The sequence below is a fragment of the Chryseobacterium sp. FH1 genome, from assembly GCF_000735135.1.
In the GTDB taxonomy this organism is placed as follows: Bacteria; Bacteroidota; Bacteroidia; order Flavobacteriales; family Weeksellaceae; genus Epilithonimonas.
Genome location: NZ_JPLZ01000005.1, coordinates 149,703 through 171,045, shown reverse-complemented (window position 1 = coordinate 171,045; position 21,343 = coordinate 149,703). Strand labels below are relative to the sequence as shown.

The window sequence follows — 21,343 nt, the reverse complement described above, 5'->3', positions numbered from 1 at the left end:
AATTGATTATCAGAGATTTAAAAATTAAACACTTTCTAAATTCGTGAATTGTAAAAGGCAAAAGTTAGGAAATGATCTGATTAACGCTTAAAATTGTATCAATAAGTTTCACAAAAAGTTCACAATATAAATATTTAAAAAAAATGAAGAAAATCTATCAACTTTTACTCGGCATCACAGCGATGACGGGATTGAATGCCCAGCAAATGGAGTTCAGATTAATAGACGGGATGGGATCTCGTTTTATGGATGTCAACGACAGCGGGAACGCTATCCATTCTGGTGCTTATTACAATTATGCAACCGACACAACGACGCTTACGGAAAATGAGCAGTCGACCAACCGACTCAACAATGCAGGTGATGTAGCTGGGCAATCAACATTGATGATCTCAGAAGAGGAAGGCGTGTCTTTGGCTTCTTACCGAAAAAACGGAACGTGGTATAATCTCGGTTATTTTGATGGCGCAACGCCAGAAAGCGGTTGGTTTGCCAATGCGCACGATATTTCGCAGAATGCAAAATATGTAACTGGACAGATTTCAATTAGTGCTGTCAATAGCTTTCCATTTGTTTATGATACCGAAACCAATACGATGACAAAGCTTTCTGGAGACAACACTTACATCAATGGTAGAGGTGAAGCTGTGAATGACAGTGGAATCGTTGCCGGATTTGCAGACAGAGAAGATATTTTCGATATAGGGACTTTTTGGGTTCCTGCTTATTTTGAAGCTAATGGAACCATTCATTACATCGATTTTGCAAATCCTGAAGCTGGAGAATCTGCTGATATCAACAATGCAGGACAAGTTGTGGGTTACAAAGGTGTGAAGCCTTTCATCTATGATATCAATACGGGTGTTTACAAATCTTTCAATCCACCAATTGGATTTGACAGAGCTGTATTTACTTCAGTTTCAGAAAATGGGATTGCAGTCGGTTATGCTGGAAGTGCTGGCACTAGAGAAGTGATTATTTATCATCCTTCCTTAGGTTCTGGTCCTGTATTTTTGAAAGATATTTTGATAAGAAACGGTGTCAGCATTACAACATTTGATGGCAAATTGGGAACAGGAATGAATATTTCTCCAAATGGAAACTTCGTTTGTGGTTTTGATAATACCATTCCCCCTTTCTTTGCGGGCGGTTGGATTGTCAATCTTAATGATTTGTTGCTTGGAACCAACGATTGTATGATCACTTGTCCAGAAAATGTGGAAGCCACGATTACTGATGTAAGTCAAACTACCGCAGTTGTAAATTACACATTGCCAATTGTTTGTGGAAGTTCGTCTTCAACTGGTTTGACAACTGTTTTGGTTGCAGGATTCGAGTCTGGTGCTCAATTTCCAATCGGGACAACTGATGTGGTTCATAATCTTGTAGATGCCGATGGGAAAGTGGTTTACGTTTGTTCGTTCCAGGTGAAAGTGAATGATGTGTATTGTTCAGCTTCGCCACAATGGGGCACAGATGCGATTTCCAGAGTTCAGTTTGCAGGAATCGATAATTCTTCAGATCCATATTCAACAACATCAAATGAGTATTATCTCGACCAAGTAGGACAGGTTGATCAAGGTAAAGAATATCCTTTCGTCTTGGATGCCAATACCAATTTTGGATATGATTATGCGACGGTTTTCATCGATTGGAATCAAAACGGAAACCTTACAGATGCTGGCGAAGTTTATGAAGTTGGCGCAATGACTTCCGACGGTGCAGACGGATTACAGATCACAGGCGATATTTCTGTTCCAGCTGACGCTCTTACTGGAAAAACAAGAATGAGAGTCGTTTTGAATTGGGATGTTTCGATGACCAATCCTTGTGAAGATGAAACTTATTTCTTCGGACAATCAGAAGATTATATGATTGATGTGAAAGAATCTTTGGCAACAGATGATATCAACAAGAGCAGAATTTCCATCTTTCCAAATCCGGTGAAAGATGTCCTAAATTTCAACGGTGGAAAAAATATTTCAAAAGTTGAAGTGTACAACATCGCAGGACAAAAAGTGAAATCAGTAGAGAATTTGTCCAATAACAAAGTTGAATTGTCCAATTTGGCAAAAGGCACTTACATCATCAAAGCAAACATCGATGGAGTGGTGAAGTCCTTCAAATTCATCAAAGAATAATAATTGTGTTTTTATAGTTTTTAATCTGAAAGAGCGGGTAGATTTTCTATCCGCTCTTTTATTTTAAGGCTCAGAATTGCAGGTTAACTCCAGATGCTTTAACTTTGCACAAACCTAATCTAATGAGTAAAAAAGAAACGAAATACATCTTCGTGACAGGAGGTGTAACATCGTCACTGGGTAAAGGAATTGTCTCCGCTTCTTTGGGGCTATTGTTGAAATCGAGAGGTTTCAAAGTGACTATCCAAAAACTTGACCCTTATATCAACATCGATCCAGGAACACTAAATCCTTATGAACACGGTGAATGCTATGTGACCGAAGACGGCGCGGAAACAGACCTTGACCTTGGACATTACGAAAGATTCCTAGATTCTCCAACTTCCCAAAACAACAACGTTACAACAGGAAAAATCTACCAAACCGTTATCGAGAAAGAGCGTAAAGGCGATTTCCTCGGGAAAACTGTGCAGGTGATTCCACACATTACCAACGAGATCAAACGTAGAATAAAGATGCTTTCCAAGAAGGATAACGACATCATTATTACAGAAATCGGTGGAACAGTTGGTGATATCGAGTCGCTTCCTTATATAGAAAGTGTTCGCCAATTGCAATGGGAATTAGGCAAGACCAATTCTATGGTGATTCATTTAACTTTGTTGCCTTATTTGGCTTCAAGTGGTGAATTGAAAACCAAACCTTCTCAACATTCCGTGCGTCAATTGATGGAAAGTGGAATCCAGGCCGACGTTTTGGTTTGCAGAACTGAACACACTATTCCGAAAGAACAAAAAGCAAAATTGGCCCAGTTCTGTAACGTAGGTTTAGGAAATGTCATCGAGTGTATTGATATGGATACAATCTACGAAGTACCATTATACTTACAGAAACAGAGTTTTGATGAGGTTGTTTTAAAAGAATTAAATCTCCCAGTAGGAAAAGAACCCAATCTTAAAGACTGGAAAACTTTCCTCAAAAAATATAAAAATCCAAAAAGAACTGTAGAGATTGCTCTGGTTGGAAAATATGTTTCGCTTCAGGATTCTTACAAATCGATTGCAGAAGCCTTCATCCACGCAGGTTCAGATATGGAAACCGAAGTGAAGGTAAGATGGATCTACAGTGGGGAACTTGATGAAAAAAATATCGAAGCTGAACTAAAAGGTGTTGACGGAATTCTCATCGCACCTGGTTTTGGAGACAGAGGAATCGAAGGTAAAATCTCTGCAGCGAGATATGCAAGAGAAAACAAAATCCCGTTGTTGGGAATTTGCCTCGGAATGCAGATTATGACGATAGAATTCGCAAGAAACGTATTAGAATTATCAAAAGCGAACAGTGTGGAATTCGATACTTCGACGCCAGATCCAGTGATTGCCTTGATGGAAGAGCAGAAAAACGTGGTGGACAAAGGTGGTACAATGCGTCTTGGTGCTTGGAAATGTTCTTTGAAAGCTGGTTCAAAATTAGCAGAGATCTATGGTGCAAAAACCATTGCAGAACGTCACCGTCACAGATACGAGTTCAATAGTGATTACAAAAAAGACTTCGAAGAAAAAGGTTTGGTGCCCACAGGACTGAATCCAGAAACGGGATTGGTGGAAACCTTGGAATTGAAGGATCATCCATTCTACGTCGGTGTTCAATACCACCCAGAATATAAAAGTACGGTGGCAACACCGCATCCATTATTCAAAGCTTTTATTGCAGCGGCGGTTAAAGGATAATTTTATTTGATTAATATAATAAACCAGCTACGGATTTAGATTCGTAGCTGGTTTTGTTTTAAATATTGATCTCAATAAAATTATTTCCTTGCGAAAGTTGTGTACCCACCATCAACAAGCAATTCTGTTCCGCTAATGTAACTGGCGTCATCTGAGGCTAAGAATAAAACAGTTTTTGCAATTTCGCTTGGGTTTCCTAATCTTTTCAAAGCAATTAATGATGGAAAATGATCTCTGATTTCACTCGTTGTCACTTTTTCTAATCCCTCCGTTTGTATCGCTCCTGGGCTTACAATGTTGACTCTGATTTTTCTGTCAGACAATTCATTTGCTGTGATCTGAGCAATTTTATTTAATGCGCCTTTCGTGGCTGAGTAAATGCTTGATCCCAAGTTGGCGGCTGTTGCAACGGTAGACGATGTGAATATGACTGAAGCACCATCTTTAAGATAAGGCAATAATTTCTGTAATGTAAAATATGGCCCTTTTACATTCGTGTTAAATTGTGCATCGAAGTCAGCTTCTGTTGATTCTTGAAGCGAGCTGAACACCGCAATTCCTGCGTTCAGATACAGCACATCTACTTTGTTTTCGCTTGTCGCGATGGCTTTTTCCAAAACTGAAATACCTTCTAAATTTGAAGTGTCAGAAACCAAGGTTTTTAAGTTTGGACTATTGATTTGTGAAGACGCTTTTTGAAGGTTCTCTTCATTTCTTCCTGTGATCAATACATTTGCTCCAGCATTGATGAATGCTTGTGCGGTTGCAAAACCGATTCCGGTAGTTCCGCCGGTAATGATTACGTTTTTATTCGTGAAATTCATTTTGATAAATTTTAATATTGAGTTGCAAATTTACATTAGGAATATATATTTTCGTAACTTTGTAACTAAAAGTAACAGTAACATTCGGGTAACAAAGTAACTTATGACTTGCACAGATTTTAAAAACGAACACAAAAAAGAAATAATGGCCGTGCACGATGCAATGGACGTTCTCAGCGGAAAATGGAAGATTTCAATCATTTCCTCCATTTGCTATTACAACAAAAGAAGATTTTCTGATATTCTAAATGATGTAGAAGGAATCTCAAACAGAATGTTGAGCAAAGAACTAAAAGATCTGGAAATGAACCAGCTTTTAAAAAGAACAGTCTTGGATACGCACCCCATATCTGTTCAATACCAATTGACAGATTATGGGCTGAAACTAAAAAGCATCATCAATAATCTTTCCGAATGGGGAGCGGAACACAGAAAAGTGATTATTGGTAAATAATTATAGGATCTATCAAACAAAAAAGTAATTCCTTTCCTTAATCGTCTTTATAACAGAATCTGAAAAATAAATCCTATTTTTGCAGACCAAAATGACGTAGGTTTTTTGAATTAATAAAATGTCATCCTGAGCTTGGCGAAGGATATTTTAACTTCAAACCTTAAACTTTAAACTACATTCTATAATGCAACAAAATAACGGATTAGATAAAAGTCAGCTGATTAGCTTCGGTATTTTTTCTATGATTCTTATCGGTTTTATGTTTTATTTTCAAAACAAAAACGCACAGGAGCAACAAGAGCAATTGGCAATCGACGCCAAAAAAACAGAACTTGTAACCCAGGCAAAACCAATCGCTACCAACTTAAATTCAAATACTGTAACACCAACTTCCGTCCAAAAAGTGAATCTTCACAATGACGAGTTGACTGTTGAGTTTTCCAGTGTTGGCGGGCAGTTGAGCTCTGTGAAATTAAACAAGTTTCAGGCTTTCGGAGGCAAACCTCTTTATTTGTTCAATAACAACAATGCGAGTTATGGTTTCCAATTCAAAGACAAATCTGGGAAAGTTTTCAATACCAAAGATTTAGTTTTTGCACCGCAAGTTGCAGGCAACGTTGTGACGTTGAGTTCTCAAATCGGAACAGCTACCATTCAATTTGTTTATACACTTAAAGCAAAATACACCGTAGATTTCCAAGTGAAAACGCAAGGTTTGGCAACATTGGTAAACGATGGGAAAGCCAATTTTGTTTGGGATTACACCGTGAGAGGCGCAGAAAAAGGACGTTCGCAGGAAGAGACGCACACAGAGTTTTCTTACGCATTCAACAATTATAAAGACTACGATTACGACGCTCGTACCGATATGGATGAGCCAGACGAAACACTAAACTGGATTGGCGTGAAGCAACAGTTTTTCTCTGCAGTGATCGAAGCTAAAAACGGATTCACAAAATCAAAAGGTTTCCAGGAACCAATCGAGGAAGGTGAGTTTTTGAAGAAATTTAATTTTGACGGTCAGGTTAACTTGGCTGGAAACGAGCTGAATCAAGATTTCACTTGGTACTTTATGCCATTGGATATGGAGTTGCTCAAGTCGTTTGACAAAAACTTCGACGAGATTCTGCCACTAGGTTGGTCATTTATCGGATCATTGAACAGACACGTGTTTATGCCGATGTACAGCTTGATCTCAGGTTGGGGCATCGCGGCAGGTTGGGCCATTTTCTGGATGACGATCATCATCAAATTAATCTTATCTCCGGTGATGTTCAAACAGCACAAACTAAGTGCGATGATGAAGGTGATTCGTCCGGAAATCGATGAGGTGAATGCCAAATTCAAGGATGCAGATCCCATGAAGAAACAACAGGAAACAATGGCGGTCTACAGGAAAGCCGGCGTGAATCAGATGGCAGGTTGTTTACCTGCATTGGTTCAGATTCCACTATTCTATGCACTATTCCGATTCTTCCCGAATATGTTGGATCTTCGAGGCAAGAGCTTTTGGTTCGCACCAGATTTGACGGCTTATGATGATGTGATCAAATTTGGATTCAAAATTCCACTTTTGGGCGAGCATTTGAGTATTTTCGCTTTGGCTTGTACAGTTGTGATCTTGATCTACACCGTGATGACTTCCGGAAATATCCAACAGCCTCAGCAAGAAGGAATGCCGAATATGAAAGTGTTGATGTACATCTTCCCGATCACATTCCTATTCTTCTTGAACAGTTCTGCATCAGGATTGTCTTGGTATTATTTTGTGTCCAATGCGATCAACATCGTGATTATTTTGGTCATCAAATATTTCATCTTGGATGAGAAAAAAATCCACGCACAGATCCAAGCCAACAAACAGAAGGAACCGAAAAAAGAAGGCAAGTTTCAAAAGCGAATGAGAGAGATGATGGAGCAGGCACAACAACAGCAGGCACAGCAACAAAACAAAAAGAAATAAATATAAGGCGGTAATTTTTTACCGCTTTTTTTGTTCCCCAACCCCTTCAGAGTTTCAAACTTTGAAGTGTTTTTCTTTTGAAGTTTCCATCTCAGAAGAAGTTTTTCTCGATTTGAAATAATTTTTTAGGAGCTTAATCCTGCTGTCCACTATATCTTTTTTGTTTTTCAGAACGATTGTCATTCCAAGCAACTTGAGCCACAGAAAAACAAAAAAGGATGCCGTTCCCATCAGGGCTAGGGGTTTTTGTCATCCAATTGGTATTTGTAGATTAAAATATAAAGTTTGTCATTCCATAGAAAACCTAATGCATTGTTAACGAAGTTAATCCAAAATGTTTTGATTCCTAAGAATATCGAAGTATTAATCAACTTAGAACCTGTTTAAATTTCATCAAAATTATTTCCCCGACCCTAAAGGGAGTAATTTTGATGAAATTTTCAAGGCGTTTTTCCACCCTTTAGGGTTGGGGAAAAGAAAAATGCTTTGAAAATTTTATTTTTTAATCATTTTTAAACAGGCTCTTAATAATTCCAAAATTTTAATAATTATCCTCATAGACAGATTTGTAAAAAATCACATTACAAATCCCGAAACTTGTTTTAAATTTGATTTTTAAATTGTCTTTAAAAAAAATTTAAATTACTTTTATGAAATACTTACTTATAATTATGTTTTCACTTTTCGGATTTTCAAAAAACAAATCGCAGGCAAAATCGATTCACAGTTTCAAAGTAGAAGCCTTGGATGGCTCTACGATTGACTTTTCTAAGTTCAAAGGCAAAAAAATATTGGTTGTGAACACGGCCTCGGAATGTGGTTTTACACCGCAATACAAAGATTTGCAAAAATTGGCGGATACTTACAAAAACAAATTGGTTGTCGTAGGTTTTCCAGCGAACAATTTTGGAGGACAAGAACCTGGCTCTAATAAAGAAATCGCAACGTTCTGCCAAAGAAACTATGGCGTAGATTTCCCGATGGCTTCTAAGATTTCTGTAAAAGGTGACGACATCGCGCCCATCTACAAATTCTTGACAGACAAGAAAGAAAACGGTGTGAAAAACACAAAAATCCTTTGGAACTTCACCAAGATTTTGCTTGATGAAAAAGGAAATGTGATTGACAGTTTCATCAGCACCACCAACCCAACGAGCGAAAGCATCACGAAATATTTGAAATAGACGAAAGTCGGAAGATGGAAGTCAGAAGTCAAAAAAAAGCGTTCAAATTATTGAACGCTTTCTTTTTTATTAATCAATTCTCAAAAAATTTCCATTTTTATCGAATTCCAAGTCGATGTCATTATTTAAATCGACTTTGATTTTATTTTTCTCTTTGTCAATAGATTCTACTTTGGCACCTTTGTATTTTTTATCGATATAAGCTTTTATTTTTACAGGAATCAAAGCCGTCGGAACGCCTTGTTTGTCGCTAATTTCTTCCCAATTTCCATTTTTATCGAAGTCGATTTCTGCGCCGTTGTTCAGTTTCACTTCGTACTTTCTACCAACAAGCGTGTTCTTGGTTTCGTACTTTGCAACCGTCGCTTTTGGATAATATTTCGCCAAAAAGCTTTTGATATTTGCAGGCATTTGCTGGAAAGGCAAAGAAATATTGGTTGAATTTACTTCTGATTTTAAAGCAATTTCTCTTTTTTCTACTGCTTGGAACATCATTGCTCCAGAGAACAACAGGACTAGACTTAGTTTATTTGATTTCATAATTAATTATTTTTCTGAAATTTACTAAAGTATTGACAATCAAAAAAGCGACCAAAATAGTCGCTTGTATTATATTAAAATCAAAATCGATTTAAACAAAAGGCAATTTCACCACTTTCGCAGGAATGTCCTTGTTTCTAATTCTGATGAAAATCTCTGAATCTAATTTGAAGTTCGGTTTGTCCACGTAAGCCAATCCTATTCCCACTTTCTTCATTGGTGACATTGTTCCGGAAGTTACTTTTCCGATGATTTTCCCCTCTGCATCTACCACTTCATAATCGTGTCTTGGGATTGCTTTTTCCAACATTTCGAAACCTACCAACTTTTTGGTAATGCCTTCAGCTTTTTGATTTTCCAAAAATGCTTTATTCACAAAATCTTTATCAAATTTCGTAATCCAACCCAATCCAGCTTCGAGTGGAGACGTTGTGTCGTTGATGTCGTTTCCGTAAAGACAAAATCCTTTTTCCAACCTCAAAGTGTCTCTGGAAGCCAATCCGCAAGGAATCAAACCTAAATCCTTTCCAACTTCGGTTAGCGCGTCCCAAATTTGTTCTGCGTTTTCATTATTAAAATAAATCTCAAAACCGCCACTTCCCGTGTAACCTGTATTCGAAATGATGACATCCGAAAAACCGGCCACAGAACCCACTGTGAAATGATAATATGGAATGGTCGACAAATCTGTCTCGGTCAATTTTTTAAGAATTTCCGTTGCTTTTGGACCTTGGATAGCAATCAATGACATTTCGTCTGAAGCATTGGTCATTTTCGCTCCGAATTTCTCGTTGTATTTTGCAATGTGGTTCCAGTCTTTATCGATGTTTGAAGCGTTCACGACTACGAAATATTTCTCATCTTCCATTTTGTAAACAATCAAATCGTCCACAATTCCGCCAGTTTCGTTTGGCAAACAAGAATATTGGGCTTTTCCGTTCTCAAGCGCATCCACATTGTTGGAAGTCACAAATTGCAAAAGGTCTTTGGCAGACGGACCTTCGATGAAAAATTGTCCCATGTGAGACACATCGAACATTCCCGCTTTTTCGCGGACAGCAAAATGTTCCTCGTTGATTCCGGCATATTGAACAGGCATTTCGAAACCTGCAAAAGGAACAATCTTAGCTCCCAAAGAAACGTGTTTATCGTATAAAGCGGTCTTTTCCATCTACTTTTTTATTAATTTATTTATTGCAAGCAAATCTAAAAATTTATTATGAGTTTTTGGTTATGAATGATAAGTTACATTTCCAAATTAATATCATTTTCAGATTGCGACATTAATGTTAACTTTGCGACTCAAAATAAAACTATGAGCGACACGATTCTTTGCCCGAAATGCCAATCCGAATTCACTTACGAACAAGACAATCTGCAGGTTTGTTCCCAATGTTTCTACGAATGGGACCCTGCGGAAGTTTCTACGGAAGGGAAAATTTTCGATTCTCTTGGCAAGGAATTGCAAAACGGAGATTCTGTGATCGTCATCAAGGACCTTCCTGTGAAAGGCGCTCCGAAAGACATCAAAGCTGGAACGAAAGTGAAAAACATTAGACTGAGACCAGAAAGTGACCACAATATCGATTGCAAAATTGATGGTTTTGGGTCGATGGCTTTGAAGTCTGAGTTTGTGAGAAAGGCTTAGTTGGCGATTGGCTGATGGCTATTAGCAAATGGCTTGAGAGCATTTGAAAGCTATAAGCAAATAGCTATTGGCTATCTGCAAAATAAAAAAGGAAAAATTTGGCAGGGTCGACTTTCAAAGACTTTGATTGCTTGCGCTAATTTCGGTCCTTAGGGGCAGAAAGAGAATTAACCAAAAATTTCCTGATGTATTTTCGTTTAGCAAAATTAGAAATTATTTCTAATTCAACAAACTGGAAATCTATAAGTTATCCATATTTTATCCACAAAAAAAATCCATTTAATTATTAAGTGGGAATTTGAACGCAAAGTCCGCTAAGATTTTTTTGAAATTATTGAAAATATTTTAAGGTTCGCAAAGCCGTAAAACTCATCAAAGTTTATAATTAATCAGGTAATATAATTAATTATAAAAAATTAAGATTCACTTTCCCTTCCAGAAATTCATCTGTATAAATAATGATTGGCTTATCATTAATCAATAACTTGTTTCGGTAATGAGAACCGGCGAAACGGCTGTCAGAAACTGTTGCTTCTACTCCACTTTCGGCAATTTTTATTTGATGTGGAAAGTAATTGGTTTTCTTTAAATTTAATTGAGATTTTTCTTCTTCCGTGAAAATATTGACTTCGCCAAGAAGCCTTGCAACGTAATCATTGTAAGGATTTTCGTAAGTTTCTTTCGGAGAATCATTTTGAATTAATCTTCCCTGCTGGAGAACCACAATCTTATCCGCCCAAGGTAAAACTTCTTCCAAATTGTGCGTTGAAATTATCAAACTGAGATTATTTTCTTTGACATAATTAAAAAGCTTTTCCCTCAACTCAAATTTTCTGGAAAAATCCAGGTTGCTGAAAGGCTCATCCAACAAAAGCATTTTCGGAAGAACTGCCAAAGCCCTTGCAATCGCGACTCTTTGCTGTTGTCCGCCACTCAGATTCTTGGGAATCACTTTCGCAAATTCCGTCAAACCAACGACTTCCAATAACTCTTCAACTTTTGCCTTTTTTTCTTTGAGATTAATGTTAGAAATAAATTTCCCGACGTTGTCATAAACAGTTCCGTACGGCATCAAATCGTAATTTTGTGCTACAAATTTCATTTGAGATTCGCCGGGAACGAGATTGCCTTTTGGCCCAAATAGTTTTTCGCCTTCAAACAAAATGTCGCCACCTTGCCAATCTATCAAACCATAAATCAAACTCAGCAAAGTCGATTTTCCACAGCCACTTTCGCCAACCAAAGCGATGATTTGTCCTTCATCCACATTCAGATTAAGATTTTGAAACAATGGTTTATCGGTCTGATAATTGAAATACAGGTTTTTAACTTCTAACAACATCTTGCAAAATTAGTGGTTGAAATCGTAATAATTTTATTATTTTAGCAAAAACACAAATTTAGACATTATTTAAAAATTTCATTATGAAAAAGACAACTTTAATCTCAGCCATTTTACTGATTTCCGCTTCGGTTTTCATCATTTCTTGTGGAAAAGACAAACCTGTGACCAGCGAAAGCAATGAAGTTTTGACAACATCCGACGGACAAGTCTATGTTGTGGATACGCTAAATAGTAAAGCGGAATGGAAAGGTTTTAAAGTTGTAAAGTCTGACAACACCAGCCACATCGGACATTTGAAATTCGAAAGTGGTGAAGTGACGGTGAAAGATAATAAGTTGGAAAGTGGGCAATTCGTGATCGATATGAACTCTATCACAAACGAAGATTTGAAAGAAGCCGAATCCAATGGGAAACTTCTTGGACATTTGAAAAGTGCGGATTTTTTTGATACTGCAAAATTCCCTACTGCATCTTACGAAATCACAAAAGTATCGGAAGGACTTGCAGGAAGCGATTACAACACGGTTCTAGACGGAAATCTTACGCTCAAAGGAATTACAAAACCTTTCACTTTCAATGCCAATGTAAAAGTTGCGAATGGAGAACTGACGATTGCCACAGAACCAAAAGACATTGACAGAGACGAGTTCGGGATCAAATTCCAAATGCCAACAGCAGAAGGTTTGATCAAAAATGAGATCAGCGTTCAGATGAAAGTGAAGGCGATTGAAAAGAAATAAATTGCTTTTGGCAATTGGCTTTTAGCAAATAGCTTGAAATTATTATTAATCTGCTTATTATAAAGGCAGATTTTTTTATTTTAAAATCGTATTTTTGCACTCTATAATTTATTATAACCAATGCTAGAGAAAATTGATGACCTGCTAATAGAAGTACAAAATTTCCAATCTTCTGCGAAAGATGAGATAGAACAATTCCGTCTCAAATTCAATGGAAAGAAAGGAATTATGAATGATTTCTACGACTCTTTGAAACAAATTCCCAACGAGCAGAAAAAAGATTTTGGACAGAAGATCAACATCTTGAGAAATGCTGTGAATGAGAAACTTGAAGATTTGAAATCATCTTCAGAAAGTAAAATCATTCTTGAGAAAGAAGACCTTACAAGACCAGGTTTTCCTATGGAATTGGGTTCTCGTCATCCAATTAATTTAGTTAAAAATAGAATCATCGAAATCTTCAAATCCATCGGTTTTGCTGTTGCAGACGGACCAGAAATTGAAGACGATTGGCACAACTTCACCGCATTGAACCTTCCGGAATATCATCCGGCGAGAGATATGCAGGACACCTTTTTCATCGAGCAAAATCCAGATGTGCTTTTGAGAACGCACACTTCATCTGTTCAAATCCGATATATGGAGGAGAACGAACCGCCGATGAGAATCTTGGCGCCAGGAAGGGTTTTCAGAAACGAGGCCGTTTCTTCCCGTTCGCACTGCATTTTCCATCAGATCGAAGGACTTTATATCGACGAGAATGTAAGTTTTGCAGATCTTAAACAAACCATTCAATTCTTCACGACGGAACTTTTCGGAAAGTCGAAGATCAGAATGAGACCTTCGTACTTCCCTTTCACAGAGCCAAGTGCAGAAGTTGACGTGTATTGGGGATTGAACTCCGAAACCGATTACAGAATCACAAAAGGAACTGGTTGGTTGGAAATTATGGGTTGCGGAATGGTAGATCCTGCCGTTCTAAAAAATGTGAACATCGACCCAGACAAATTCTCCGGATATGCTTTCGGAATGGGAATCGAGAGAATCGTAATGTTGCTTTACCAAATGAGCGACATCCGTATGTTCTTTGAAAATGATAAGAGAATGTTGGAGCAATTCAAAAGTTTATAATCAAACTTTTACTTCAAAATAAAAATCAAAATCCTGCGAATTAACTTTTGCAGGATTTTTTGATATAACACTTTATTTTTATTAATTTGTAGTCGATAAATCATTATAACAACTGACAATCAAGCTTTTATAGCTAAAATAATTTCAATATTATTATCAGGTTAAAATATTTATGATGTAAGAAGGTAAAAATTTCAATGGATTGTTTAATTTTACAGCAGATAGGTTTATTTTATCAATCAAATTTTGGCTTTTGATGATTGTAAATTTTTATTAAAGAAAACACAAATATGGATTCAAAAAGTGGTAATTCACGATTCAAATTAAGAAAGATTGTTCATTATTCTCTGATATTATGCATTCTGCTTATCCAGTTGATCATAGCCGGATTTTTTTACACCGAATTCAAAAATCGAAAAAATGTTGCCTTCTTAGAAGGTCAATTGAAAGATGTTCAAGCTTTGGAACACCTCACGGATGATTCGCGAAAAGAACTTTTGATCGCTCAGGATTATTTTCAAAAATACGTAATGACAAATGATGACAAATATTTGGATTCCTACTTCCAATCCGTCAATCTCCTCACAAAAAGTCTAGACAGCATCAATGATCTGAAGGAAAAAAATCCCAGACTGAAAAAGGTCATCACATTACAAAAAGTGGATTCGGCAGAGTATAAAAATCTGCAGACATTGAGGGATTCTTCGTATCAAGTTTCCGCAAAATCTAATATGAAACTCCGTGAGATCGCCATTCCGCAGTTCAAAAAATATGAATTCAAATATGACTTTGACAAATTTGACATTAAAACAGAAACCAAATCGGACACCATCAAGAAAAAAGGGTTGTTTGGAAGACTAGGCGACGCCATTTCCGGGAAAGAGAATGTGCGTAAGGAAAGCACCATCATCACGGTAGAAAAAACCAAGCAGGACGCCCTAGCAAAGATGAAGCGAGAACTCGACAGTATTTTCAAAAATATGAATACCTACTACTCCACAGAAATCCAAAAAGTACGTGTGAATGTGGTCAAAAACAAAGACGTCAGCAAGAACAGAAGCAAACTTTTCGAATCGTTTAACAGCCTGATGGTTTATAGCAACAATCTGATGAGCCTTTACGAATTTGCTGTCAAGGATTCTAAAACCGAGCTGGAAAAAGAATTGGGAAAACTGAATTCGGAAAATAACAAAATTAGAATGTATCTTGTTTTCGGAGCAATGGTCTTGATGTTTATAGTTTCAATTCTGATAATGTATTTTACTCGTATGGCTTTTATATACGAACGAAAACTGAACTCGGCCAACAAACAGATCAAGGAAAATCTTAGCTTCAAAAATAGAATTTTGGGAATGCTGAGCCACGAACTAAGGTCGCCTTTGAAAATCATCGGCATCTTTATCAACCGAATCAACAAGAAAACCACGGACGAAAGCATCAAAGAATATTTAAAGTCAATCAGTTTCACCAACAATACTTTGTTGATGCAGGCCAACCAGATTTTGGAATACACCCGAAATCAACAAGTAGAAAACAAATTGATTCCGGTAGTTTTCAATTTGAATAATGAAATCGATTCAATCCTTAATTCTATCGAGCCATATATCCAAACGAGGAACAACAAGTTTGTCATCGATAAAAAAATTGACCCGAATCTTATCGTTTATTCTGACAACACGAAGATCAACCAGATTTTTATGAATATTCTTGGTAACGCGAACAAGTTCACTGAAAATGGACAAATTACCGTTGTGACATCATCGGAATTAATTAATGAAAACACAGCTTCTCTTGTAACAAAAATCAGTGATACAGGTGTTGGAATCTCGCAATCCGATTTGAAGAACATCTTCGAACCTTATTATCAAGGTGTGCTATCAACCGAAGTTGAAAATCTGGGAGCAGGTTTGGGGTTAAGCCTTTGTAAGGAAATCGTAGAACTTTACGGTGGTAAAATTGCCGTAACGAGCGAGCAAAACGAAGGAACGACAGTAACTTTCTCTATTAATTTGAATATTAATAAATGAATCTATTAGACCAAAAACCGATCACTTTTTTGCTGGCAGATGATCACAGCCTCATAAGACAAGGACTCGTCTTCGTACTGGAAGAAATGGAACTGGACGCAGAAATTATCCACGCTTCGAATCTGCAATTGGCTTTTAAATCAGCTATCGAAAATCCAATCGACATTATTATAATCGATGCGCATTTCCCCGATGGCAACAGCCTTTCCATCATCCCTGAAATCAAAAAATCAAAACCAGAAACTAAGATTCTTGTATTTTCTGGAATCGATGAAAATGTACACGCATTAAAGTACATCAATGCTGGCGCAAACGGTTTCCTCAGCAAATTGAGTGAGGAAGACGAGGTGAAAGTTGCTTTGGAAAAGATGGTTCAAAATGGCGAATATATTTCTTCCACAGTTCAAGGTTTGCTTATCCACTCTATGCGAAATCCACAACTGTTAAATCCGTTGAAAACTCTTACAGAGCGCGAAATGGAAATCGCAAAGATGTATGCCGAAGGTCTGGGAAATCTGGAAATTGCGAACCAATTGGACATCAAACAAAATACGGTCAGCACACTTAAAAAGAGAATCTTCGATAAATTAAATATCGAAAATATCGTAGAACTCATAGAATTGATGAAGGAACATCAGTAGAAAGATCGCTTCAACTTCAAGCTTTTTCATTTTTAGAAACATCAGACTTATCATAATGGTAAGTCTTTTTTGTAGATAAATATCTACAAGCTTACCGATGTATATCTAAGCCAATTTTCACTTTAATATTTCAAATCGTACTAATTTTGTCCCAACAAAGAAGCTAATTATTTATCCCATAAAAATAAGTAATTATTAATTTGAAAAACTTGGTTATGAAAACACAAATGATGAAGCCAAAAAAATTGCAGACGTTTCTAAAATCACAAATGATGAAATTGCAATAATAAAAGATTACAAGACACAAATGATGAAACCTTGAGTATCGCGTTGCAGAGTCGAGAGACTCTGTAAGGGATGCTTAAAAAAAAGACACAAATCATAAAAGATTCTAAAAACACAAACGATGAAATCGGATTCTGAAAGCACAAATGATGAAACCGCTGTTCGCTAGATTCTTTAAACACAAATGATGAAACCCAAGGTATCAAAATTACGGAGCCGAAAGGCTCTGTAAATGATACTTAAGAAAACAAAGACACAAAAACAAAAAGATTCTAAAAGCAAAATGATGAAATCGGATTCTGAAAGCACAAATGATGAAACCACTGTTCGCTAGATTCTTTAAACACAAATGATGAAACCCAAGGTATCAAAATTACAGAGCTGAAAGGCTCTGTAAATGATACTTAAGAAAACAAAGACAAAAAAAAGATTCTAAAAGCAAAATGATGAAATCGGATTCTGAAAGCACAAATGATGAAACCACTGTTAGTTAGATTCTTTAAACACAAATGATGAAACCCAAGGTATCAAAATTACAGAGCCGAAAGGCTCTGTAAATGATACTTAAAAACCTGAAGCCATTTTACGAAATTCCAATTTTGAATTAAAAACACAAATTAAAAAATGAAAATAAACAATAGAAAAGAGGTTATCTTTACAATGTACGGGTTTCTCTTTCTTCTGATCTTAGACCTCATACTTTTGATTTTTTCCACCAAATTCTCATATATTTCAGATGAGTATTTGTATATCTTTTTTGCATTGATCTTTGTATTTTGCATTTGGAGAATTGCAACCCTAAAAATCTTTTCTATGGAAGTTTCGGAGCACATCTTCTCTGTAAAGTACAGACATCCACTTTTGCAAAGCGACCATCCTGTTTTGGAATTGCCATTGGAAAAAGTGATTTCTGTGAAAGCCGAAAAAGGGATTCTCAATTATATTCTACTTATCAGCATCAGGTCTAGAAAGGGAATTAAAAGTTTTTACTACAGATTGGGCAAACTTCCAGAAAACCAATCAATTAAATTCAAAGAAATATCGAATTTTATACATTCTAGCAGAATGGAATCATATTAATAATTATTTATTTTTGTTAACCTGAGAATCCTGTGAATTAATTTTCATGGGATTTTTTGTGTTTCTAAAGCATGAATTAGCGAACATATCTTACATCAATTTCCAAAGCATTCTGTTTGTATAATTTTGAAAAATAAATAATGACTAACTTTAATAAACAAAACTTCTACTTATGAAAACTCAATTTGAATATATCCCACTTGTAAAAAACGAATCCAAAAAACGTTTCGAAATCGAAATTGATGGACACTTTGCATTCATCAATTATGGCGAAACCGAAAATCAAATCGCATTGGTACACACAGAAGCTGAGCCAGAATTGGCAGGAACCGGCGCCGCGGGTGCCGTTGTAGAAAAAACTTTGGAATACATCAAAGAAGGCGGTAAAAAGTTGTTGCCATTTTGCCCTTACGTTTTCGCCTTCATCAAAAAGCACCCGGAATGGAAAACGATTGTTGATGAGACATTCGGTGCTTACGACAAACTTTAATTAAAAAAATAAAAACTATGAAAATATTTGCCTTTGCGGGAAGTAACTCTTCCACTTCCATCAACAAACAACTTGTGAAATTTGTTTTGAAAAACTTTCCTGATGATGAAATCAACCTCATTGATCTTAATGATTATCTAATGCCGGTTTTCTCCGTAGATCTTGAGAAAAATGGATTTCCTGATGAAGCTTATCAATTTCTTAAAAACATAGAAGAATCTGACATCATAATCTGTTCATTGGCAGAAAACAACCGATCTTACAGCGCTGCTTTCAAGAATATTTTTGATTGGTGTTCCAGGATCAATGTAAAGGTTTTCCAAAACAAACCGATGTTTTTGATGACCACTTCTCCTGGCGGTTATGGTGGAGGAAACGTAATGGCAGAGGCATCGAAATTTTTCCCGCAGTTTGGAGCGGACATCAAAGAAACTTTTTCCCTTCCAAAGTTCTATGAGAATTTCGATCTCGAAAATGGGATCATCAATCCGGAATTGCTGAACGAAATTAATCTAAAAATCGAAAACTTTAAAAATCAAATCTAATGGAAACCCACGAATATCAGGCGGGAGAAATCACCATCATCTGGAAACCAAAAGTCTGTATCCACGCAGGTGTTTGCGTAAAAATGCTTCCGAAAGTTTACAATCCGAAAGAAAGACCCTGGATAAAAACAGAAAATGCAAATTCCGAAGCTTTGAAGGAACAGATTGAAAAATGTCCGTCTGGCGCGTTAAGCTATCAATTAAATTCGTAAAAATGGGAGTCAAGGTAAAAGCTACATTAGGCACAGACAAGTATTACACACAAGTGATTGCCGGAGAAAACACATTGATAACAGATGAACCATTAGCACAAGGTGGCGGAAACAAAGGTTTCAATCCTTATGAAATTTTGGCAACATCACTCGCAAGTTGTACCGCTGCAACACTTAGAATGTACATCGACAGAAAAGGTTGGGACATTCCGCAGATCAATGTGGAAGTGGATTTGGAAAATTATCCTCAAACAAAAAGTGCTCAATTTTGCAGAGTGATAGACTTTGGAACTTCAGAAATAGGTGAAGACATCAAAGATCGACTTTTCAAAATCGCAGACGCTTGTCCTATCCATAAAATCTTGACCAACAACATAGAAATCTTAACCAAAATATCATAAAAATGTTAGAAATAAAACAAATTAATAGAGAAACAAAAGGCGAATTCATTGCAACTTTTGACGGAACTAAAGCTGGCGAAATGACCTATTCTTGGGCTGGAGCAGACAAAATCATCATCGATCACACAGAAGTAGAGCCAGCTTACAACGGAAAAGGCGTTGGGAAAGAAATGGTTTATAAAGCGGTAGAATTTGCTAGAGAAAACAATCTGAAAATCATCCCGCTTTGTCCTTTTGCAACAGCGACTTTCAAAAAGAATGAAGAAATTAGAGATGTGCTTTAGGAATGAATGATGAATGATAATTGATCTAGAAGCGTTTCAAAATTGGAAACGCTTTTTTGTTTTGAATCAAATAAATGATGCTAATTCAGTTCCATTGCGATTTTTCTGCTATTTTTGCATAGCTTAAATTATGCTCAACAAAATCCTCACTTTTCCGATTGTGGTCTTGATAAAGTTCTATCAACTCGCTATTTCGCCATTTTTGGGGAAGAATTGCCGGTACGATCCGACTTGTTCGCATTACACTTTGGAGGCTTTGAAAGTTCATGGACTTATCAAAGGTAGCTGGCTGGCGATGAAGAGAATTGCGAGCTGTCATCCCTGGGGAGGCGAAGGCTATGATCCTGTGCCACCAAAACAACATTAAAATTACCTATCAATGAATCATATTTTTCTAAGATTTTATCTCATCCTTTTTGTTGGATTTTTCCAATTGGTATCTTCGCAAAGTTCTACCTCTGGACTTTCTGACGGCATTTTGAAAATAAATAACTCGGAGAGTGTTGCTGTGAAAATATTTGCAACGCAAAATACAACACTTTTGTACGACGAGGCTTCGCGAACTGTTCCAAATGAATTGGTCATCCTAAATGAAGATAATATCACAGCAGAATCTGCACAACAATTGGGATCTATCCAAAATATATTATTGAAATACAAAGCTTTCAATTTTCAGTTTTTGGACAAGGATTTCAAACCTGTAGATGCGAATCTGGATCAGAAAAATATTGAGAATTTTAAATATCTTTTAAAGTCCAATCGTGTTCTCAAAGCTAGTGACAATGTGGAATTGGAAACAAGTTTCAAAATTTGGGATCCAATCAAAGGAATTAAATTAGGCCCTGTAATGCTACATTTTTACAGTCTAATGTTCATTTTGGCCTTTGGATTAGGCTATTTCATTATGGCAAAAATCTTCAAAATCGATGGCGTTGACGAGAAATATCTGGAGCCATTTTTCACTTGGACATTGCTCGGAACTATTCTGGGAGCGAGATTGGGACACGTTATCTTTTATCAGCCCGAACTTTTCAAGGAAGATTTCCTAAGTGTATTTTTGCCAATCAGCACGCGAGGCGGTTTGCATTTCACAGGATTTTCCGGATTGGCCAGTCACGGCGCAGCGATTATGGTGATTGCGACAACGTTATATTACAGCATCAAAATCATCAAGAAGAATCCGCTTTGGGTGTATGATAGAATCGGGATTGTAGTGGCTTCTGGCGGTGCTTTTGTGAGAATGGGAAATTTTTTCAACTCCGAAATTTTAGGAAAACCGATTAATCCTTCTTCACCATTTGCTCTGCTTTTCCCACAACAAAGTTCAGAATATGGCGTGACAATCCCGAGATATCCAACGCAATTGTTTGAGGCATTTGGATATGTTTGCCTGTTCTTTTTGCTTTGGTTCTTGTACAGAAAAACCGATAAGAAATATCAACAAGGTTGGTTGTTCGGCTTATTTTTCATTATTCTTTGGGCCATCAGATTCTTTGTAGAATTCTTGAAGGAGCCACAAGGCGACGAGATCATCAGTTTTGCAGGACTTAATACCGGTCAAATTTTGAGTATTCCGTTTATGATTGCAGGAGCGGTAATTATGATTATTTCTAAAAAATATAAACTTCCGAAAGAGCAAACCGTATAAAATAAAAACTCCCAATATTTTGGGAGTTTT

The 21,343-nt window shown here is 36.7% G+C and carries 22 protein-coding genes; 18 read left to right on the top strand and 4 right to left on the bottom strand.

Annotated elements, in window-relative coordinates:
• Positions 1-143: 143 nt before the first annotated feature.
• Both IO90_RS06525 and IO90_RS06520 read left to right on the top strand, forming a co-directional pair.
• The gene (locus IO90_RS06525) at positions 144-2,141 is read left to right on the top strand and encodes a GEVED domain-containing protein (protein WP_034965120.1); all 1,998 of its coding nucleotides are present in this window, start codon (positions 144-146) and stop codon (positions 2,139-2,141) included.
• 122 nt (positions 2,142-2,263) lie between these two features.
• Positions 2,264-3,871 carry a CTP synthase gene (locus IO90_RS06520; protein WP_034965119.1) on the top strand — a complete coding sequence of 536 codons (1,608 nt, stop codon included), beginning with the start codon at positions 2,264-2,266 and terminating at the stop codon, positions 3,869-3,871.
• Positions 3,872-3,951: 80 nt separating this feature from the next.
• Here IO90_RS06520 and IO90_RS06515 read toward each other — a convergent pair whose 3' ends face one another.
• Positions 3,952-4,695 carry an SDR family oxidoreductase gene (locus tag IO90_RS06515; protein ID WP_034965118.1) on the bottom strand — a complete coding sequence of 248 codons (744 nt, stop codon included), beginning with the start codon at positions 4,693-4,695 and terminating at the stop codon, positions 3,952-3,954.
• 103 nt (positions 4,696-4,798) lie between these two features.
• Between IO90_RS06515 and IO90_RS06510 the strand changes: the two genes are divergently transcribed.
• The 3 genes from IO90_RS06510 to IO90_RS06500 all read left to right on the top strand — a co-directional run bounded on the left by IO90_RS06510 (position 4,799) and on the right by IO90_RS06500 (position 8,296).
• Positions 4,799-5,149 carry a winged helix-turn-helix transcriptional regulator gene (locus IO90_RS06510; protein WP_034965117.1) on the top strand — a complete coding sequence of 117 codons (351 nt, stop codon included), beginning with the start codon at positions 4,799-4,801 and terminating at the stop codon, positions 5,147-5,149.
• Between the two features lie 184 nt (positions 5,150-5,333).
• Positions 5,334-7,112: a membrane protein insertase YidC gene (gene yidC, locus IO90_RS06505; protein WP_034965116.1), complete on the top strand. Its 1,779-nt coding sequence runs from the start codon at positions 5,334-5,336 to the stop codon at positions 7,110-7,112.
• Between the two features lie 650 nt (positions 7,113-7,762).
• Complete coding sequence (locus tag IO90_RS06500) at positions 7,763-8,296, top strand: glutathione peroxidase (protein ID WP_034965115.1); 534 nt, start codon at positions 7,763-7,765, stop codon at positions 8,294-8,296.
• A gap of 69 nt (positions 8,297-8,365) precedes the next feature.
• Here IO90_RS06500 and IO90_RS06495 read toward each other — a convergent pair whose 3' ends face one another.
• On the bottom strand, positions 8,366-8,836 hold the full coding sequence (locus IO90_RS06495) for a PepSY-like domain-containing protein (RefSeq protein ID WP_051878372.1): 471 nt from the start codon (positions 8,834-8,836) through the stop codon (positions 8,366-8,368).
• A 91-nt stretch (positions 8,837-8,927) separates the two neighbouring features.
• Positions 8,928-10,007, bottom strand: coding sequence for a glycine cleavage system aminomethyltransferase GcvT (gcvT, locus tag IO90_RS06490; RefSeq protein WP_034965114.1), 1,080 nt, complete (start codon positions 10,005-10,007; stop codon positions 8,928-8,930).
• A 144-nt stretch (positions 10,008-10,151) separates the two neighbouring features.
• Here gcvT and IO90_RS06485 point away from each other — a divergent pair, with 144 nt between their 5' ends.
• Entirely contained in the window at positions 10,152-10,484 is a 333-nt protein-coding gene (locus IO90_RS06485) for a zinc ribbon domain-containing protein YjdM (RefSeq protein ID WP_034965113.1), read from the top strand.
• 406 nt (positions 10,485-10,890) lie between these two features.
• Here the strand turns inward: IO90_RS06485 and IO90_RS06480 are convergent, their stop codons facing one another.
• Positions 10,891-11,826, bottom strand: coding sequence for a sulfate/molybdate ABC transporter ATP-binding protein (locus IO90_RS06480; RefSeq protein WP_034965112.1), 936 nt, complete (start codon positions 11,824-11,826; stop codon positions 10,891-10,893).
• Positions 11,827-11,909: 83 nt separating this feature from the next.
• Between IO90_RS06480 and IO90_RS06475 the strand changes: the two genes are divergently transcribed.
• The 12 genes from IO90_RS06475 to lgt all read left to right on the top strand — a co-directional run bounded on the left by IO90_RS06475 (position 11,910) and on the right by lgt (position 21,313).
• Positions 11,910-12,569 carry a YceI family protein gene (locus tag IO90_RS06475; protein ID WP_034965111.1) on the top strand — a complete coding sequence of 220 codons (660 nt, stop codon included), beginning with the start codon at positions 11,910-11,912 and terminating at the stop codon, positions 12,567-12,569.
• Between the two features lie 120 nt (positions 12,570-12,689).
• Positions 12,690-13,700 (top strand): phenylalanine--tRNA ligase subunit alpha, encoded by a 1,011-nt coding sequence (pheS, locus tag IO90_RS06470; RefSeq protein ID WP_034965110.1) that lies wholly within the window; start codon positions 12,690-12,692, stop codon positions 13,698-13,700.
• Positions 13,701-13,990: 290 nt separating this feature from the next.
• Positions 13,991-15,727, top strand: coding sequence for a sensor histidine kinase (locus IO90_RS06465; RefSeq protein WP_034965108.1), 1,737 nt, complete (start codon positions 13,991-13,993; stop codon positions 15,725-15,727).
• The gene (locus IO90_RS06460; protein WP_034965106.1) at positions 15,724-16,368 is read left to right on the top strand and encodes a response regulator transcription factor; all 645 of its coding nucleotides are present in this window, start codon (positions 15,724-15,726) and stop codon (positions 16,366-16,368) included. Before IO90_RS06465 ends, IO90_RS06460 begins: the two co-directional genes overlap by 4 nt.
• A 909-nt stretch (positions 16,369-17,277) precedes the next feature.
• Complete coding sequence (locus tag IO90_RS06455) at positions 17,278-17,733, top strand: hypothetical protein (RefSeq protein WP_034965104.1); 456 nt, start codon at positions 17,278-17,280, stop codon at positions 17,731-17,733.
• A 172-nt stretch (positions 17,734-17,905) separates the two neighbouring features.
• A complete protein-coding gene (locus IO90_RS06450; protein ID WP_034965103.1) occupies positions 17,906-18,223 on the top strand; it encodes a GNAT family N-acetyltransferase in 318 nt (105 codons plus the stop codon).
• Between the two features lie 17 nt (positions 18,224-18,240).
• On the top strand, positions 18,241-18,768 hold the full coding sequence (locus tag IO90_RS06445; protein WP_034965100.1) for an NADPH-dependent FMN reductase: 528 nt from the start codon (positions 18,241-18,243) through the stop codon (positions 18,766-18,768).
• Entirely contained in the window at positions 18,768-18,980 is a 213-nt protein-coding gene (locus IO90_RS06440) for a (4Fe-4S)-binding protein (RefSeq protein ID WP_034965098.1), read from the top strand. Before IO90_RS06445 ends, IO90_RS06440 begins: the two co-directional genes overlap by 1 nt.
• A 2-nt stretch (positions 18,981-18,982) precedes the next feature.
• The gene (locus IO90_RS06435; RefSeq protein WP_034965096.1) at positions 18,983-19,381 is read left to right on the top strand and encodes an OsmC family protein; all 399 of its coding nucleotides are present in this window, start codon (positions 18,983-18,985) and stop codon (positions 19,379-19,381) included.
• A 2-nt stretch (positions 19,382-19,383) separates the two neighbouring features.
• Positions 19,384-19,665, top strand: a complete 282-nt coding sequence (locus tag IO90_RS06430) for a GNAT family N-acetyltransferase (protein ID WP_034965094.1) — start codon at positions 19,384-19,386, stop codon at positions 19,663-19,665.
• Between the two features lie 130 nt (positions 19,666-19,795).
• A complete protein-coding gene (yidD, locus tag IO90_RS06425; protein ID WP_034965093.1) occupies positions 19,796-20,032 on the top strand; it encodes a membrane protein insertion efficiency factor YidD in 237 nt (78 codons plus the stop codon).
• Between the two features lie 423 nt (positions 20,033-20,455).
• Positions 20,456-21,313 carry a prolipoprotein diacylglyceryl transferase gene (gene lgt, locus IO90_RS18595; protein WP_034965325.1) on the top strand — a complete coding sequence of 286 codons (858 nt, stop codon included), beginning with the start codon at positions 20,456-20,458 and terminating at the stop codon, positions 21,311-21,313.
• The last annotated feature ends 30 nt before the right edge of the window (positions 21,314-21,343 follow it).

Coding starts and splice junctions, on each gene's coding strand:
- IO90_RS06525 (WP_034965120.1), top strand. CDS start 144: ATGAAGAAAATCTATCAACTTTTACTCGGCATCACAGCGATGACGGGA.
- IO90_RS06520 (WP_034965119.1), top strand. CDS start 2,264: ATGAGTAAAAAAGAAACGAAATACATCTTCGTGACAGGAGGTGTAACA.
- IO90_RS06515 (WP_034965118.1), bottom strand. CDS start 4,695: ATGAATTTCACGAATAAAAACGTAATCATTACCGGCGGAACTACCGGA.
- IO90_RS06510 (WP_034965117.1), top strand. CDS start 4,799: ATGACTTGCACAGATTTTAAAAACGAACACAAAAAAGAAATAATGGCC.
- yidC (WP_034965116.1), top strand. CDS start 5,334: ATGCAACAAAATAACGGATTAGATAAAAGTCAGCTGATTAGCTTCGGT.
- IO90_RS06500 (WP_034965115.1), top strand. CDS start 7,763: ATGAAATACTTACTTATAATTATGTTTTCACTTTTCGGATTTTCAAAA.
- IO90_RS06495 (WP_051878372.1), bottom strand. CDS start 8,836: ATGAAATCAAATAAACTAAGTCTAGTCCTGTTGTTCTCTGGAGCAATG.
- gcvT (WP_034965114.1), bottom strand. CDS start 10,007: ATGGAAAAGACCGCTTTATACGATAAACACGTTTCTTTGGGAGCTAAG.
- IO90_RS06485 (WP_034965113.1), top strand. CDS start 10,152: ATGAGCGACACGATTCTTTGCCCGAAATGCCAATCCGAATTCACTTAC.
- IO90_RS06480 (WP_034965112.1), bottom strand. CDS start 11,826: ATGTTGTTAGAAGTTAAAAACCTGTATTTCAATTATCAGACCGATAAA.
- IO90_RS06475 (WP_034965111.1), top strand. CDS start 11,910: ATGAAAAAGACAACTTTAATCTCAGCCATTTTACTGATTTCCGCTTCG.
- pheS (WP_034965110.1), top strand. CDS start 12,690: ATGCTAGAGAAAATTGATGACCTGCTAATAGAAGTACAAAATTTCCAA.
- IO90_RS06465 (WP_034965108.1), top strand. CDS start 13,991: ATGGATTCAAAAAGTGGTAATTCACGATTCAAATTAAGAAAGATTGTT.
- IO90_RS06460 (WP_034965106.1), top strand. CDS start 15,724: ATGAATCTATTAGACCAAAAACCGATCACTTTTTTGCTGGCAGATGAT.
- IO90_RS06455 (WP_034965104.1), top strand. CDS start 17,278: ATGAAAATAAACAATAGAAAAGAGGTTATCTTTACAATGTACGGGTTT.
- IO90_RS06450 (WP_034965103.1), top strand. CDS start 17,906: ATGAAAACTCAATTTGAATATATCCCACTTGTAAAAAACGAATCCAAA.
- IO90_RS06445 (WP_034965100.1), top strand. CDS start 18,241: ATGAAAATATTTGCCTTTGCGGGAAGTAACTCTTCCACTTCCATCAAC.
- IO90_RS06440 (WP_034965098.1), top strand. CDS start 18,768: ATGGAAACCCACGAATATCAGGCGGGAGAAATCACCATCATCTGGAAA.
- IO90_RS06435 (WP_034965096.1), top strand. CDS start 18,983: ATGGGAGTCAAGGTAAAAGCTACATTAGGCACAGACAAGTATTACACA.
- IO90_RS06430 (WP_034965094.1), top strand. CDS start 19,384: ATGTTAGAAATAAAACAAATTAATAGAGAAACAAAAGGCGAATTCATT.
- yidD (WP_034965093.1), top strand. CDS start 19,796: ATGCTCAACAAAATCCTCACTTTTCCGATTGTGGTCTTGATAAAGTTC.